Genomic DNA, 13609 nt, shown 5'->3' with positions numbered 1-13609 from the left:
GTTCCCCCATAAGTCTGTCACAGGCGAGCGACCTTCGGGGAAATGTGTCCGTATCATGCGTTCCATAGGCATCTGCCATGCAAACAGCAATGAGGAAAGTCAAACGAGGCGGTCTACGTAGTTGCTTTTTCTCTTTTTCGATTTAGATGCTTCCCGTTCTCAGCTTTCGTGTTACGCATTATTGCGTATTAGGGTGAAGCCCTATCCGTAAATCATCGGAATATCTTGGTTTCCAGTTCGTTGTTCCTCCGATGCACGATGTTTGGCGAACGATTTCCCCGGCGGGCGAATTGGTCTAGTGTAATGAGAACGCCTCTCAAGATGTGGCCAGATCGTCGATTTCAGGTTCGATCATGACAGTTTCCTCCATGGCTGTCGGCATGAGCCGCCGCCGTTTCATCGAGTGCGCGGCCATCGCGGCCGGTCTTGTCGGGTTGCCGGCCCTGACCCGGGCGGATGCCGCCACCCTCGATCGCCTGACGGTCTGGGGCATGCCGGCCTCGCCCTCGGTCGTGCTGGCGCGCGCCGTCGCCTCGGGAGCGTTGACGCCGCTGGTCGGCGATGCGCGCTTCGAGGTCTGGCGCACGGCCGATCAGATGCGGGCGGGCGTGGTCTCGGGCGACATGGCGCTGTTCGCGGCGCCGACCTATGCCGCCGCCAATCTCTTCAATCGCGGCGCCGGGGTCCGGCTCGTCAACGTGCTGACCTGGGGGCTGCTCTACGTCTTTGCCGGCCAGGGCGTGCGCCTCGACAGCGTCGAGGATCTTCGCGGCAAGACACTGCTGGTTGGCGCCAAGAACGACGCGCCCGATCTTCTCACCCGTTTCGTGCTCAAGTCGGCCGGGCTCGATCCGGACCGGGACGTTACCCTTTCCTATGTCGGCACGTCGGCCGAGGCTGTGCCTCTGCTGCTGGCCGGCAAGGCCGACGCCGCCGTTCTGCCGGAACCGGCGGCCAGCGCCGCCGAGATCAAGGCGAAACAAGCAGGCGTTTCCGTTTCCCGTGCCCTCGACATAACCGAACTCTACTCGGCCCACAGCGGCCGGCCGGCCGGCATTCCGCAGGCCGGCCTCGCGGTGACCGAGCGTTTCCTCGATGCCCACCCCGATGTCGTCGCGGCGCTGCATGCCGCGTCGGTCGCGGCGGCAGGTTGGGTCGCGGAAGAGCCGAAGGCGGCGGCCGCTCTGATCGCCGATCCACTGAAGCTGCCCGTACCCATCGTCGAGGCCTCGCTGCCGCGCTTTCGGCTGAATGTCGCGTCGGCGCTCGATGCCAAGGCCGACCTTGAAGCCTATTTCAGGGCTCTCATGACGTTGTCGCCCGACATTGTCGCCGGCCATCTGCCGGACGCTGCCTTCTATTGGGGATCATAGAAGATGGCGAACAACGCCTGGCGCCGGCTCGTCGGCGGTGGCGAACGCCTCTGGGCGGCACTGGGACTCGCCATCGTCGTGACATTGTGGGAGATCGGCCATCGCGCCTATGGCGATTTCGTGTTGCCGTCACCTCTGTCGACGTTGACCGCCCTTGGGCATGTTGCCGCCAGTGGGGATCTGTGGCCGGCCGTCGTCACGACGGCGCGCGACGCACTTTCGGGCTTTCTCGCCGCGACGCTGACCGGCTCGCTTTTGGGCGGGATCGCTGGTCGCTCGATGCCGGTCCGGTCCATGCTTCAACCGATGGCCACCATGCTGATCGGCGTGCCGGCCATCGCCTGGGTAGTGCTGTCGCTCCTGTGGTTTGGTGGGTCAGGCCTCGCAGCCACCTTCTCGGTGGCGGTCGCCGTGGGGCCGGTGGTGTTCGCGGCGGCGACGCAAGGGACGCGGACGGTCGACGGCGGGCTCCGCACGATGGCTCGCGCCTTCCGCGTGCCGCTCGGGGCGATGATCGCCGACGTCTACCTGCCGCACGTGCTGTCCTACCTGCTGCCGGCTCTCGGCACGGCCCTGGCCATGAGCTGGAAGGTGGCGGTGATGGCCGAGCTGCTGTCGGGCGCCGGTGGTATCGGCGACGGCCTGGCGGCGGCCCGCGCCGAAGTCGATACCGCCAAGACCATGGCCTGGGTGATCGTGGTGGTGGCTCTGCTGCTCGTTGTCGATCGTCTCGTCATCGAGCCGGTCCGCCGGCATTTCGAGACGTGGCGGCGCGGCCTGCCGGGAGAGGCCGCATGAGCCAGGAGGGCGCGCTCACGGCAAGCGGCATCGGGCACGGCTTTGCCGGCGCGAGGGTGCTCGACGACATCGAGATTTGGGTGCCGAAGGGGAATGTCCTCGCCATTCTCGGACCGTCGGGGAGGGGCAAGACGACGCTGCTTCATATCCTGGGCGGTCTTCTCGTCCCCGACGCCGGCCGTGTCGAGCGGCCGTTCGAGCGCCCCGCCTTCGTCTTTCAGGACCCGCTCCTTCTGCCCTGGCGGACGGCGCGCGGCAACGTGGCCTTCGGTCTCGCCGGAACGCGTCTGGCGCGGGCCGACCGGCTCGCGCGGGCGCGTTCGATGCTGGTCAAGGTGGGCCTCGGTCACAGCGAGGCCGGCCTTTATCCGCATCAGCTGTCCGGCGGCATGAAGAAGCGGGTGGCGCTGGCGCGCGCCCTCGCGGTCGAGCCCGACCTCTTGCTGCTCGATGAAGCCTTCTCGGCGCTCGATGTCGGCCTGTCGCGCGAGATGCAGCAACTCGTCCGCCTGGATGCACAGGAGCGTGGCGTGACGGTGGTGCTGGTGACGCACGACCTGTCCGAGGCGGTGCGGCTGGCCGACCAGGCCGTCGTTCTGTCCGGCCGCCCGGGCCGGATCGTTGCCCGCCTCGCCATCGAGCGCCCGGCCCGCCTCAGGGACGATGCCTTCGTCGAGGCGGAAATCCGCCGCATCGCGGCGATCGAGACGATCCGCGACGCTTTCCGGCCGACGCTTTCGATCTGACGTCGTCGGCTTTTGCGCGTCCGCGAGGCGGCTTCGCGTCGATGGGCGTTTGTCAGTCGTTATTCCAGATTGGCGTGTCGGGTGAACATCTCTTCGCTGATTACGCCGCGCCGCGACATCAGCTCAAGGACGACGGCATCGAGGAACAGCAGGACCGCCTGTTCGAAGAGCGAGCCCATAGGCTGGACCGACCGGACCGTTTCTCCGGCCTTCGCCTTTGGCGACGGTGCCGGCAGAGTCAGGCGCCGGTCAGCGAGCCTGCCGATGCTGGACTCGGGAACGATCGTGACCAGCGCGATCTTGCCGCCGATCCGCCGCGCCTTCTCCGCGATGGACACGAGGCTCCCCGTCTCGCCCGATCCGGAGCAGACAACGAGCAGGTCATCCGCCGAATAGGCCGGGGTGGCGATCTCGCCGATCACGAAGGCATCGAAGCCGAAGTGCATCAGCCGCATGGCGAAGGCGCGTCCGGCGAGGCCGGACCGTCCGGCGCCAGCCACGAAGATCCGCCTTGCCGACAGGATGTCGGCGACGAAGGCGTCGGCCTCGGCCGCCGGAACTCTCGACAGGACCGAGCGCAGTTCGTCGAGGATCGTGCCGGTGAAGTCGGCTATGCTCATGATCTCTTCCCTTTCCTCTGTTGTCGTCAACGCCGCGCCAATCGGGCAAGCTCCTCGGCGGCGCTCACCGGATCGGGGGCATGCCGGATGCCGCTCCCCACGATGGCGACATCGGCGCCGAGATCGATGTATCGGGATAGCGTCGCGGGGGTGATGCCACCGGCCACGAACAGCTCGGACTGTCGCGACGCCTGCTTCATCACCGCGAGTTCGTCGGCCGGCGTGCGACCGGCGGCCTGCTGATCGACGCCGGTGTGGACCGCCAGGGCCTTCATGCCGAGGTCTTCCAACTGCCGGACCCGCTTCGGCAGATCCTCGACGCAGATCATGTCGGCGACCACCGTGCCGCCGAACTCGGTCGCCACCTCGAGACATCCCTTGACGGTCAGGAGATCGGTGACGCCGAGCACCGTCACGTAGGCGGCACCGGCGGCAAAGGCCTGTCGAGCCTCGTAGTGGCCGGCGTCCATGATCTTGGCATCGGCCAGCACGGGCAGATCGGGGTAACGGGACCGGAAGAGCCGTACGGGCCGCAGTCCCTCCTCCAGCAGGAACGGCGTGCCGACCTCGACGATGTCGATGAACGGATGCACGCGGTCGAGCAGGGCCAGTGCCTCGTCGGTCGAAATGTCGTCCAGCGCGAGCTGAAGCTTCATGTTGATTGTCCTCCTTGCTCCGGACCTCTTCCGGAGTGTGAATGTCGTGCGGAGCGCGAACTGTTGTCCGCTGGAATGAGTTCGATCCCATCGCTTTCTTTGTCCAGGGCGTAGATTCCCGCCGTGCCGAAGCCTGGGGCTCTCTCCTCACCGCTCTGGAAGCGTGACTCGTAGTCTAGCGTACCTCCGAAAGTCGTAGAAGAGGCCGACTACATAGATACTTCATCAGTATTGACAGCTCGGGGTGTCTGTGACACGTTCGCGCAGAAATGAGATCGTTCTCATTTGACGACGCAGGCGATTGGCCCGTTTCCGTTCGGGGGAGAAGAAGGCATGGACGACGGCAAGTCCGGCGATATCGGCGATGGTGCGCGCAAGCGAGCGCGGCTGATCGATGTCGCCCAACGTGCGAACGTGTCGCGCGCGACTGCCGCCCGGGCGCTTGGCAACTATGGCCTGGTCACGAAGGAAACTCGGGCCAAGGTGCTGGCCGCCGCCGAGGCGCTCAACTATCGAGTCAACGAACTGGCGCGCTCCATGCGGTCGGGGCGCACGTTGACCATTGGCGTGGTTGTCGCCGACATCTCCAACTCCTTCTTCAGCACGTCGATCCGCGCCATCATCGATACCGCCGCTTCGTCCGACTACCAGATCCTGGTGCTCAACACCGGCGACGATCTCGAGGCTGAGCGCGACGCCATTCGCGTGCTGGTGGAAAAGCGCGTCGACGGCATGGTGGTGGTTCCCTCGTCCCGTCGGCACTTCAGCCATCTCCAGCCTGAGGAGGGCGGTCTCTCGGTGCCTATCGTCCTGCTCGACCGTTATGTCGAGGGGCTGAAGATCAGTTCGGTCACCACCGACGACTTTGCCGCTTCGCGCGAGGCGGTTCGCCACTTCGTCGCCTGCGGCCATCGCCGCATCGGCCTGATGGTGGCGACGGCGGCGGCTGTGGGTCACACCACCAAGGAGCCTCCGGATATCGTCTGGACGGCGGAAGCACGCATGCATGGCGGTACCGTCGGGCTGGCGGAGGCCGGGATCACTCCCACGCACAAATGGATGCGCTACAGCCGGGGCGAGTTCCAGCACGCCAGGGCGGCGGCGATGGCGATCCTCAAGGACGAGCCGCGGCCGACGGCCATTTTGGCGACCAACGAAGAGATGGCGATCGGCTGCATTGCCGCTGCAAGAGAGATCGGTCTCGAAATCGGACGAGATCTGTCGCTGATCCTGTTCGACGACCCGCCATGGGTATCGGTGTTCACACCGCCTCTGACCGTCATACGGCGCCCAACCTATGAATTGGGCCGTTTGGCGATGAATCTGCTGCTGGCCGAGATCAATGGAGAAGGCTCCTCCCAAGCCGCGATGCTTCGGACGGAGATTGTTCATCGGCAGTCGGTGCGAGCCCTTCAAGGGTCGGGGGACGATCGCCAATAGATTGATCTAGATTTATGTAGATTTCCCTAAAACGCGGCTTTACGCCGCGATAAACTGATTCTTTGGCATTATATACTATAAGTTACTTTCAATATTTTTTGATTTTGTATTGCGAATACGAAAATCGGTGCTATATGTCTTCGTCGCGTGCCGGGGAGGTTCGGTACGCCGCCAGACGGTGAGGTTCCCGTGAACGGCACGGGACGACCTGTCACTATCCGCGATCCTTGGGAGGTTCTTCGATGAAGAAATTCGTCACGGCGGCGCTTGCTGCCGTCTTCATGCTGCCTGTCGTCGCGCAGGCCGCTGACAAGTTCACGGTTGCCGGTATCGTCTTCCAGGAAGACCAGTTCATGAAGACGACGCTGCTCGGCATGAAGTCGGTGGCCGAGAAGGAAGGCGTCAACCTGTTGACGTCCAACACCTCGAACCAGATCAGCAAGGAAGTCGAGGTGGTCAACACCTACGCCGCGCGCGGCGTCGATGCCATCGCCATCACCTATCTCGATCCGGCTGCCGCCTCGATCCCGGCCGTCAAGGCCGCCAACGACAAGGGCATCAAGATCGTCAGCTTCAACAACAAGCTGGCTGCCGACTTCCCGGTGTCCACCGTGATGTCGGACAACACCCTGCTCGGCGCCGGAAGCGGCAAGGAAGCTGCCGCCTACATCAAGGCCCACTACGGCGACAAGAAGGAGATCAAGGTCGCCATCATCAACTACAAGGCCCAGCTCCCTCCGGAAAGCAATGCGCGCCAGGACGGTTTCTGGAACGAAATCAAGGATATTCCCGGCGTGACGCTGGTGGCCGAGGCTTCCTCGCCCGTCGCGGAGGAGGCCATCAAGAAGGCTGCCGACATTATCACGGCTCATCCTGATATCGATCTCATGTACGGCTGCAACGCCGGTGGCCTGATCGGCGCGGTTCTCGCCGTCAAGAACTCCGGCAAGAAGATCCCGGTGTTCGGCATCGATCTCGACAAGCAGATCGTCGGCTTCCTGAAGTCGGACGACAACATCCTCCAGGCCTCCACCGCCCAGGATCCGTTCAAGATCGGCGCGCTGGCCATGGAAAACGCGATCAAGTCGCTGAAGGGCGAGGCGGTCGACAAGGAGATCATCGTTCCAGGCCTGACGCTCTCGCGCGCCAACCCCGAGGCGGTTGCCGAGTACGCCAAGACCGTCAAGTAACCGAGGTTAGGAACGGATGATGGGACCCGCAAAGCTTGAAATCAGCAATCTGACGAAAGCCTATCCCGGGGTCCTCGCTCTCGACGACTTTTCCGCCGCCTTCGACGGCGGAAAAGTCTACGCCCTCCTGGGCAAGAACGGGTCGGGAAAGAGCACCTTCGTCAAATGCCTGTCGGGAGCGGTCGTCCCGACATCCGGCGAGATCCGGATCGACGGCGTCGAGGCCAGGTTCAAGGGACCGGCGGATGCCAACGCGGCCGGCATCGCCGTCGTCTATCAGGAACTCAGCCTGATCCTGGACTTCACGGTGGCCGAAAACATCATGCTCGGTCGTTTCCCCACCATGGGGCCGGGCGACATTACCGTCGACTGGAAGAAGACCAACGCGCACGTCCAGGACATCCTGACATCGCTCAGGATCGACATTCCCGTCACGCGGAAAATCTCCGAGCTTTCCGTCGGCCAGCGCCAGGTCATCGAGATCGCCAAGGCGATGTCGCTCAATCCGCGCGTCCTGCTTCTGGACGAGCCGACCTCCGCGCTCGCCCGCCACGAGATCAACAGCCTGCTTGAGGTGGTTCGGTCGCTGCGCGAGAAGGGCGTTGCGATCATCTTCATCACCCACAAGCTGAACGAAATTCGCAGCGTTGCCGACTACGTGACGGTGCTGCGCGACGGCCGGCTGGTCGGGACCGTGCCGATCGACGTCGCCACGCCGAAAGTCATCGTCGACATGATGTTCGGCGAGACGACCCTCCAGAGTCGGCCGGCCGACCTCAAGGTCGGCGAGGAGATCCGCCTGAAGGTCACGGACCTTCACCGCAAGGACAAGTACGAGGACATCAGCTTCGATCTGCGCGCCGGAGAAATTCTCGGTATCGCCGGCATGCTCGGCGCCGGTCGCAGCGAGTTGCTGCGCGGCATCTTCGGTGCCGACGCCATCGACGGGGGCACGATCGTTCTGAACGGAACCGAGGTGCGGCGACCGACGGTGACCCGCATGAAGAAGCTCGGCCTCGCCATGACGATGGAAAATCGCAAGGAGGAAGGCCTTATCCAGATCATGTCCATCGAGGACAATCTGTGCCTAGCCAGCCTCGACGAAGTCGGCCAGCGAGGCTTCCTCAGCCACTTCCTGCAGGCGCCGGTCGCCGAGAAGTGGATCGGGCGCCTGCAGATCAAAGTGTCGGACGCCTTGCAGGAGGTGCAGTCCCTGTCGGGCGGCAATCAGCAGAAGGTCGTCGTGGGCAATTGGCTCAACACCGACCCCAAGGTGGTGTTCTTCGACGAGCCGACGCGCGGCATCGACATCGTCGCCAAGCAGCAGATCTTCCAGATCATGTGGGACTTGTCACGCCGCGGGCTGAGCGTCGTCTTCGTATCTTCCGAACTCGAGGAGCTGCTGGAGGTCTGCCATCGCATCCTGATCATGGAGGCGGGGCGCTTCATCGGTGAAGTCCTGGAGCCGGAGAACACGCCGATCGAGACATTGTACGCCATGTGCATGGGAGAGATGGCGAAATGACCACAAGTGATACTACCGGCAAAGGCAAGGGCAGCTTTGCGCCTCTCGCCGCCACGCGCCGGCCCTTCTTCAAGCTGTCCGATTTCGTGCTCGAAGCCATCTTGCTGGCGATCATCCTGTTGCTGGCCTTCACGGCCCCCGGTTTCGCGACCTGGGACAACTGGATGAACATCCTGCGCAACGCGGCCATGACCGGCATCATCGCCTTCGGCATGACGTTCGTGCTGATCCTCGGGGAAATCGACATTTCCGTCGGGTCGGGGCTGGCCTTCTTCGGCTGCCTGCTCGCCGTGGTCACCGACAGCATGACCACCGCGGGTTGGTCGGCCGAGATCTCGATCGTCATCGGCGTCGTGCTCTGCTTCGGCATCGCCATCCTCGCCGGCATGTTCACCGGCTGGGTGCGCCATGTGCTCGCCGTGCCGACCTTCATCACCACGCTGGCCTGGATGGCCGCCTTCCGCGGCGGCGCCTACCTCCTGACCGGCAGCTTCCCGGTGACGCCCTATCCGGATTGGTTCTTCTTCTTCGGCTCGGGCGCCATTTTCGGCATTCCCTTCCAGGCCTTCGTCTTCCTGCTGGTCTTCATCATCACCTGGTTCATTTCGCGCTACACGGTCTTCGGCAAGTCGGCCTACGCGGTCGGCGGCAACGCCGAGTCGGCGCGGCTCTCGGGCATCAACGTGCTCGGTATCCGCATGGCCGTGATGTCGATGATCGGCGTCTTCACCGTGCTGTCGGCGATCATGGTGTCGAGCCAGATCCAGGCCGGCAACCCGACGGTCGGCGTTACCTGGGAGTTCACCGTGATCACCGCCTGCGTCATCGGCGGCGTCAGCCTGATGGGCGGCAAGGGCCGCGTCTGGGGCACCTTCGTCGGCGTGCTGTTCCTGTCGATCATGCTCAACGGCATGACGCTGCTCAACATCGACGAATACTGGCAGTACGTCGCCCGCGCCCTGCTGATCCTCGGCGCCGTGTTGATCTACCAGGTTCAGGCCATGAACGCACGGCGGGGCTGACCCCGCCGACGACGGGGCACGGCGCGCCTCCTCCTCCGCTCCGCCGTGCCCTCTCCCCTTCAAGTCGAACTCCATCGGAGAAACATCGTGCAACCCTATGAAAGCGTGTTCCGCGACACCTCGCATCTGGTGGTCGAGGAGCTTTCCCGGACGCTCGACCGGATCGATCCTGCCCAGGTTCAGGCCTTCGTCGACGCCTTGCTCGCCGCCGACAAGGTCTTCGTGGTGGGCGTCGGGCGCGTGCTCCTGGCGCTGCAGGCGATGACCAAGCGCTTCGCCCATCTCGGTATCGCCATTACCTATGTGGGCGCCATCACCGAACCGGCCATTACGCCGAAGGATCTCCTGATCGTCGGCTCGGGCAGCGGGTCGTCGCTGTTCCCCGTGGCCATCGCGCGCAAGGCCAAGACGGTCGGGGCGAAGGTGGTGCACATCGGGTCCAATCCGCAATCGGACATGCGGGAGGTCGCCGATTTCATGGTGCGCATTCCGGTCCGCACCAAGCTCTATCTCGATGACGAGATCGATTCCCGGCAACCGATGACCTCGCTGTTCGAGCAATCGCTGCTTCTCTTCGGCGACATCGTCGCCAAAATGATCATCGACGAGCGCAAGCTCGACCTGAAGGGGCTGTGGCAATACCACGCCAACCTCGAGTGACCACCCTTTCCAAACGAGACATGCTGGCTCGGACGGGGAGCATGCAGCAGCTGGCGTCCGTCCGCACTCTGACCTACCGCGAGGGAAGGGCCGACGGCCTCACTGCCTACGCGGTCCGGAATGGACCGCTCGCCTTCGACGTGCTGGCCGACAAGGGGCTGGATATTGGCGACTTCAGCTATCGCGGGGTCGGCTTCAACTTCCTGTCGAAGCCGGGCCTGATCGGTCGGACCGCTTACGACACGCATGGCGCGGAAGCCCAGCGGTCGATCATGGGCGGCATGCTTTTCACGGCGGGCTATGAGAACATCTGTGCGCCTTGCACCCTGGATGGCAAGGACTACCCGATGCATGGGCGCATCCGCACGACGCCGGCCGAGCATCGGGCGGCCGACGCCTTCTGGGATGGCGACGACTACGTGCTGCGCGTGTCCGGCGAGATCCGCGAAGCCGAGCTGTTCGGCGAGAATCTCGTGTTGCGGCGATCGATCGAAACCCGTCTGGGCGAACGCATCGTCCGGATCGTCGATGAAGTCGAGAACCAAGCGTTTCGACCCGAGCCGCTGATGCTGCTCTATCATTTCAATGTCGGTCACCCGTTGTTGTCGGAGGCGGCTCGCCTGGTCCTGCCGGCCCTTGAGACGCGCCCGCGTGACGAGACCAGCCGGCCGCACCTGGACGACTGGGCATCGGTGGCGGCGCCTTTGGAAAACGAGCCGGAGTACGTGTTCCTGCATGAGCTGGCCGCCGACGCGGCGGGCAACACCTTCGCTGCCCTCGTCAACCCCGAGCTGAAGCTCGGTGTCCGCCTCGACTTCAATCGCAAGGCGCTGCCCTACTTCATGCAATGGAAGTCGATGGCGGCCGGCGATTACGCCGTGGGCCTGGAGCCCGCCAACTCGTCGGTCTACGGCCGGCCGCATCATGTCTCCGCCGGCGATCTGCACATGCTGCCCCCGCAGGCCAAGGAAACCTTCGAACTGACCATCACCGTTCTCGACGGCGATGAGGATATCGACCGCGTTCAGAATGAAGCACGTCGGCTGTCGCGCCGATGAACTGGAGGAACTCCTGATGAAAAGATCCGAAATCAACGGCGCCATCCGCCGTATGGAGCAGATGCTCGGCGACTACAGGTTCGCGCTGCCGCCGTTCCTGCATTGGACACCCGAAGAGTGGAAGACGGCCGGACATGAGTATGACGAGATCCGCGACAACATGCTCGGCTGGGACGTCACCGACTATGGCATGGGCAAGTATGCCGAACTCGGCATTGCGCTGATCACGCTGCGCAACGGCAACGTCAAGAACAAGAAGTACACCAAGACCTATGCCGAGAAGATCATCATGATCGAGGAGGGGCAGGTGTCCCCGATGCATTTCCATTGGTCGAAGATGGAAGACATCATCAATCGTGGTGGCGGCAACCTGATCTTCCGTCTCTACAATGCCACCAAGGATGGCGAGATGGCCGATACTGATGTCGAGATCAACCGCGACGGCCGCCGCTACCAGGTCAAGGCCGGCGAGGATATTCTCATCAAGCCGGGCGAGAGCCTCACCTTCTACCCCTACTACTACCACGAGTTCATCGTCGAACCGGGTACGGGGTCGGTGCTGATCGGTGAAGTCTCCATGTGCAACGATGACAACACCGACAATCGTTTCCTCGAACAATATCCGCGCTTCCCGAAGATCGAGGAGGACGAGGCGCCCTATCGGCTGCTGTGCACCGAGTATCCGCCGGCTGCCTGACGATCGTTAGCTGGTCCGAACCGCCATCATCTTTCCTTGGCCGGCTCCGTAAGGAACCGGCCAGAGGATCGGTATGGCCGTAAGTCCGGCATCCTCGGACGAGTCCGGTTCCGTCCGATCCCGGGCGGTGGGGCTTGTTCAAGAGTCTGGCGAGAAGGCCAGAGGAGTGTGGCTTGTGGATCTCCTTTGCATCGGCGAAATGGTCATCGATTTTCTTCCCGGCTCGGAGCCGGGCAGCTATCTGCGCAATGCCGGCGGCGCGCCTGCCAATGTCGCCATAGCCGCGAAGCGAAACGGGGCATCGGCTGCCTTTCTTGGCATGATGGGCAATGACGACTTCGGCCGCTTTCTTGTCGCAACGCTCGAAGAGAACGGCGTCGAAGTGGCGCTGAAAAGACTGACCGACGACGCGGTGACGACAATGACCTTCGTCACGCTCGGCAAGGATGGGGAGCGCAGCTTCACATTCGTTCGTAAGCCGGGCGCCGACATGCTGCTGACCCCTGCAGACATCCGTCCCGAGGTGGTCGACGCAGCGACAATCGTTCACATCGGCTCGTGCTCGCTGTCTCGATCGCCATCCGTCGAGGCGACGCTCGAGGCACTGCGCCTCGCCCGCGAGCGCAGCAAACTTGTATCCTTCGACGTCAACTATCGGGCACCGCTTTGGTTCTATGAACGCGATGCCATTGCCAGGATCGGCGAGGCGCTGCCCTTCGTGGATCTCCTCAAGGTGTCCGAGGAAGAGGTTCATCTGGTCGGTGGGGCGGCAGGACTCGCCGGTTGTCTGAAAACGCATGGCATCGCCGTTGCCGTTGAAACGCTGGGTGCGCGTGGCGCGCGCTGTCATTTCGCCGGTGAGACCATCGACGTGCCGCCGGTGCCGGCCGTGGCGGTCGACGCAACCGGTGCCGGCGATGCCTTCTGGGGCGCCTTCCTGTCGCATCTCGTCAATCGCGGGGTGTCGTGTGTCGGCGACCTTTCTCTCAACTTGCTGCGTGACGCTGCCGCTTATGGGGCGGCGGCCGGTTCGCTCTGCGTGCGCCGCAAGGGAGCGATCACCGCTTTGCCAACGCGCGACGAAATCCTGTCTCTCATCAAAATGGAAGGTGTCCGATGACCTTTTCCTGGCGTAATTCCTGCCTCGTGGCGCCCTCTCTGATCTGCCTCGACCTCTGCAATCTGGAAGCCCAGGTGAGAGCCTGCGAGGCGGCTGGCATCGAGGTTCTGCACGTCGACATCATCGATGGTCACTTCAGCCCCAGTCTGCCGCTCGGTCTCGAGACCGTTCGTCGTCTGCGTCAACTCACCAAGCTGAAGTTCGATGTGCATCTGATGGCGACCGACAACGACTATTTTGTCGACGAGCTGATGGACATCGGCGTCGAGCAACTGATCTTCCACCAGGAATCGGAGCGGCATGTCGACAACCAGCTCAACCGAATCCGCGCCAAGGGCGTCAGGGCCGGCGTGGCGCTCAAGCCCGCGACCCCGGTGAGCATGCTCGACTGCGTCATCGAGAAGTGCGACGCCGTTCTGCTGATGCTGATCAATCCCGGTTACGCCTGGAACAAGGGCGAGAAGCAGGCCACCTTCGCGGACCGCAAGATCCGCGAGTTGCGCGGGCTGATCGACGCTCGCGGCTGCGACACGGCGATCAGCATCGATGGCCGGGTGTCCACGCAGAATATCCGCGACTATGGCAGCGGTCTTGTCGACATCTTCGTCGGCGGCACGACCTGCATCTCGCGCGACGACATCGCCGGCAGCGTCGGCAAGCTCAACGATCTGCGCAAAACGCTGTCCGCCGCCTGACGGGCTTAT

The 13609-nt window shown here is 63.5% G+C and carries 14 protein-coding genes; 12 read left to right on the top strand and 2 right to left on the bottom strand.

From position 1 onward, the window contains the following. Positions 1-353 precede the first annotated feature (353 nt). The 3 genes from M4J39_RS13805 to M4J39_RS13795 are packed head-to-tail and all read left to right on the top strand — an operon-like array spanning position 354 to position 2917. Entirely contained in the window at positions 354-1373 is a 1020-nt protein-coding gene (locus tag M4J39_RS13805) for an ABC transporter substrate-binding protein (RefSeq protein ID WP_251728843.1), read from the top strand. A gap of 3 nt (positions 1374-1376) precedes the next feature. Continuing rightward, positions 1377-2171 (top strand): ABC transporter permease, encoded by a 795-nt coding sequence (locus M4J39_RS13800; RefSeq protein ID WP_251728841.1) that lies wholly within the window; start codon positions 1377-1379, stop codon positions 2169-2171. After that, the gene (locus M4J39_RS13795) at positions 2168-2917 is read left to right on the top strand and encodes an ABC transporter ATP-binding protein (RefSeq protein ID WP_251728839.1); all 750 of its coding nucleotides are present in this window, start codon (positions 2168-2170) and stop codon (positions 2915-2917) included. The genes M4J39_RS13800 and M4J39_RS13795 overlap by 4 nt, the downstream gene beginning before the upstream one ends. 59 nt (positions 2918-2976) lie before the next feature. Here M4J39_RS13795 and hxlB (M4J39_RS13790) read toward each other — a convergent pair whose 3' ends face one another. Together hxlB (M4J39_RS13790) and hxlA are read right to left on the bottom strand one after the other, a co-directional pair. Then, positions 2977-3537, bottom strand: a complete 561-nt coding sequence (hxlB, locus tag M4J39_RS13790) for a 6-phospho-3-hexuloisomerase (RefSeq protein WP_251728837.1) — start codon at positions 3535-3537, stop codon at positions 2977-2979. A 26-nt stretch (positions 3538-3563) separates the two neighbouring features. Beyond that, positions 3564-4193 (bottom strand): 3-hexulose-6-phosphate synthase, encoded by a 630-nt coding sequence (hxlA, locus tag M4J39_RS13785; protein WP_251728835.1) that lies wholly within the window; start codon positions 4191-4193, stop codon positions 3564-3566. Between the two features lie 333 nt (positions 4194-4526). On the opposite strand from hxlA, the gene M4J39_RS13780 reads away from it, so the two are divergent. The 9 genes from M4J39_RS13780 (at position 4527) to M4J39_RS13740 (ending at position 13600) form a co-directional block, all read left to right on the top strand. Then, positions 4527-5633 carry a LacI family DNA-binding transcriptional regulator gene (locus tag M4J39_RS13780; protein ID WP_251728833.1) on the top strand — a complete coding sequence of 369 codons (1107 nt, stop codon included), beginning with the start codon at positions 4527-4529 and terminating at the stop codon, positions 5631-5633. Positions 5634-5875: 242 nt separating this feature from the next. Then, a complete protein-coding gene (locus M4J39_RS13775) occupies positions 5876-6823 on the top strand; it encodes a substrate-binding domain-containing protein (protein WP_251728831.1) in 948 nt (315 codons plus the stop codon). A 16-nt stretch (positions 6824-6839) separates the two neighbouring features. Beyond that, a complete protein-coding gene (locus M4J39_RS13770; protein WP_251728829.1) occupies positions 6840-8348 on the top strand; it encodes a sugar ABC transporter ATP-binding protein in 1509 nt (502 codons plus the stop codon). Beyond that, positions 8345-9370: an ABC transporter permease gene (locus tag M4J39_RS13765; protein ID WP_251728827.1), complete on the top strand. Its 1026-nt coding sequence runs from the start codon at positions 8345-8347 to the stop codon at positions 9368-9370. The genes M4J39_RS13770 and M4J39_RS13765 overlap by 4 nt, the downstream gene beginning before the upstream one ends. A gap of 87 nt (positions 9371-9457) precedes the next feature. Further along, the gene (hxlB, locus tag M4J39_RS13760) at positions 9458-10030 is read left to right on the top strand and encodes a 6-phospho-3-hexuloisomerase (protein ID WP_251728825.1); all 573 of its coding nucleotides are present in this window, start codon (positions 9458-9460) and stop codon (positions 10028-10030) included. 41 nt (positions 10031-10071) lie between these two features. Continuing rightward, positions 10072-11088 carry an aldose 1-epimerase family protein gene (locus M4J39_RS13755; RefSeq protein ID WP_251728823.1) on the top strand — a complete coding sequence of 339 codons (1017 nt, stop codon included), beginning with the start codon at positions 10072-10074 and terminating at the stop codon, positions 11086-11088. A gap of 16 nt (positions 11089-11104) precedes the next feature. Continuing rightward, positions 11105-11785 carry a D-lyxose/D-mannose family sugar isomerase gene (locus M4J39_RS13750; protein ID WP_251728822.1) on the top strand — a complete coding sequence of 227 codons (681 nt, stop codon included), beginning with the start codon at positions 11105-11107 and terminating at the stop codon, positions 11783-11785. Positions 11786-11960: 175 nt separating this feature from the next. Continuing rightward, positions 11961-12905, top strand: coding sequence for a PfkB family carbohydrate kinase (locus M4J39_RS13745; RefSeq protein WP_251728820.1), 945 nt, complete (start codon positions 11961-11963; stop codon positions 12903-12905). Next, complete coding sequence (locus M4J39_RS13740) at positions 12902-13600, top strand: ribulose-phosphate 3-epimerase (protein WP_251728818.1); 699 nt, start codon at positions 12902-12904, stop codon at positions 13598-13600. The genes M4J39_RS13745 and M4J39_RS13740 overlap by 4 nt, the downstream gene beginning before the upstream one ends. The last annotated feature ends 9 nt before the right edge of the window (positions 13601-13609 follow it).

The organism is Pleomorphomonas sp. NRK KF1, assembly GCF_023721755.1.
GTDB lineage: Bacteria > Pseudomonadota > Alphaproteobacteria > Rhizobiales > Pleomorphomonadaceae > Pleomorphomonas.
This window is presented reverse-complemented; position numbering and strand designations above follow the sequence as displayed.

Excerpts from the sequence above, each read along its gene's own strand:
- M4J39_RS13805 (WP_251728843.1), top strand. The coding sequence starts at position 354 with ATGACAGTTTCCTCCATGGCTGTCGGCATGAGCCGCCGCCGTTTCATC.
- M4J39_RS13765 (WP_251728827.1), top strand. The coding sequence starts at position 8,345 with ATGACCACAAGTGATACTACCGGCAAAGGCAAGGGCAGCTTTGCGCCT.
- M4J39_RS13750 (WP_251728822.1), top strand. The coding sequence starts at position 11,105 with ATGAAAAGATCCGAAATCAACGGCGCCATCCGCCGTATGGAGCAGATG.
- M4J39_RS13770 (WP_251728829.1), top strand. The coding sequence starts at position 6,840 with ATGATGGGACCCGCAAAGCTTGAAATCAGCAATCTGACGAAAGCCTAT.
- hxlB (WP_251728837.1), bottom strand. The coding sequence starts at position 3,537 with ATGAGCATAGCCGACTTCACCGGCACGATCCTCGACGAACTGCGCTCG.
- M4J39_RS13755 (WP_251728823.1), top strand. The coding sequence starts at position 10,072 with ATGCAGCAGCTGGCGTCCGTCCGCACTCTGACCTACCGCGAGGGAAGG.
- M4J39_RS13795 (WP_251728839.1), top strand. The coding sequence starts at position 2,168 with ATGAGCCAGGAGGGCGCGCTCACGGCAAGCGGCATCGGGCACGGCTTT.
- M4J39_RS13740 (WP_251728818.1), top strand. The coding sequence starts at position 12,902 with ATGACCTTTTCCTGGCGTAATTCCTGCCTCGTGGCGCCCTCTCTGATC.
- hxlA (WP_251728835.1), bottom strand. The coding sequence starts at position 4,193 with ATGAAGCTTCAGCTCGCGCTGGACGACATTTCGACCGACGAGGCACTG.
- M4J39_RS13800 (WP_251728841.1), top strand. The coding sequence starts at position 1,377 with ATGGCGAACAACGCCTGGCGCCGGCTCGTCGGCGGTGGCGAACGCCTC.
- M4J39_RS13780 (WP_251728833.1), top strand. The coding sequence starts at position 4,527 with ATGGACGACGGCAAGTCCGGCGATATCGGCGATGGTGCGCGCAAGCGA.
- M4J39_RS13775 (WP_251728831.1), top strand. The coding sequence starts at position 5,876 with ATGAAGAAATTCGTCACGGCGGCGCTTGCTGCCGTCTTCATGCTGCCT.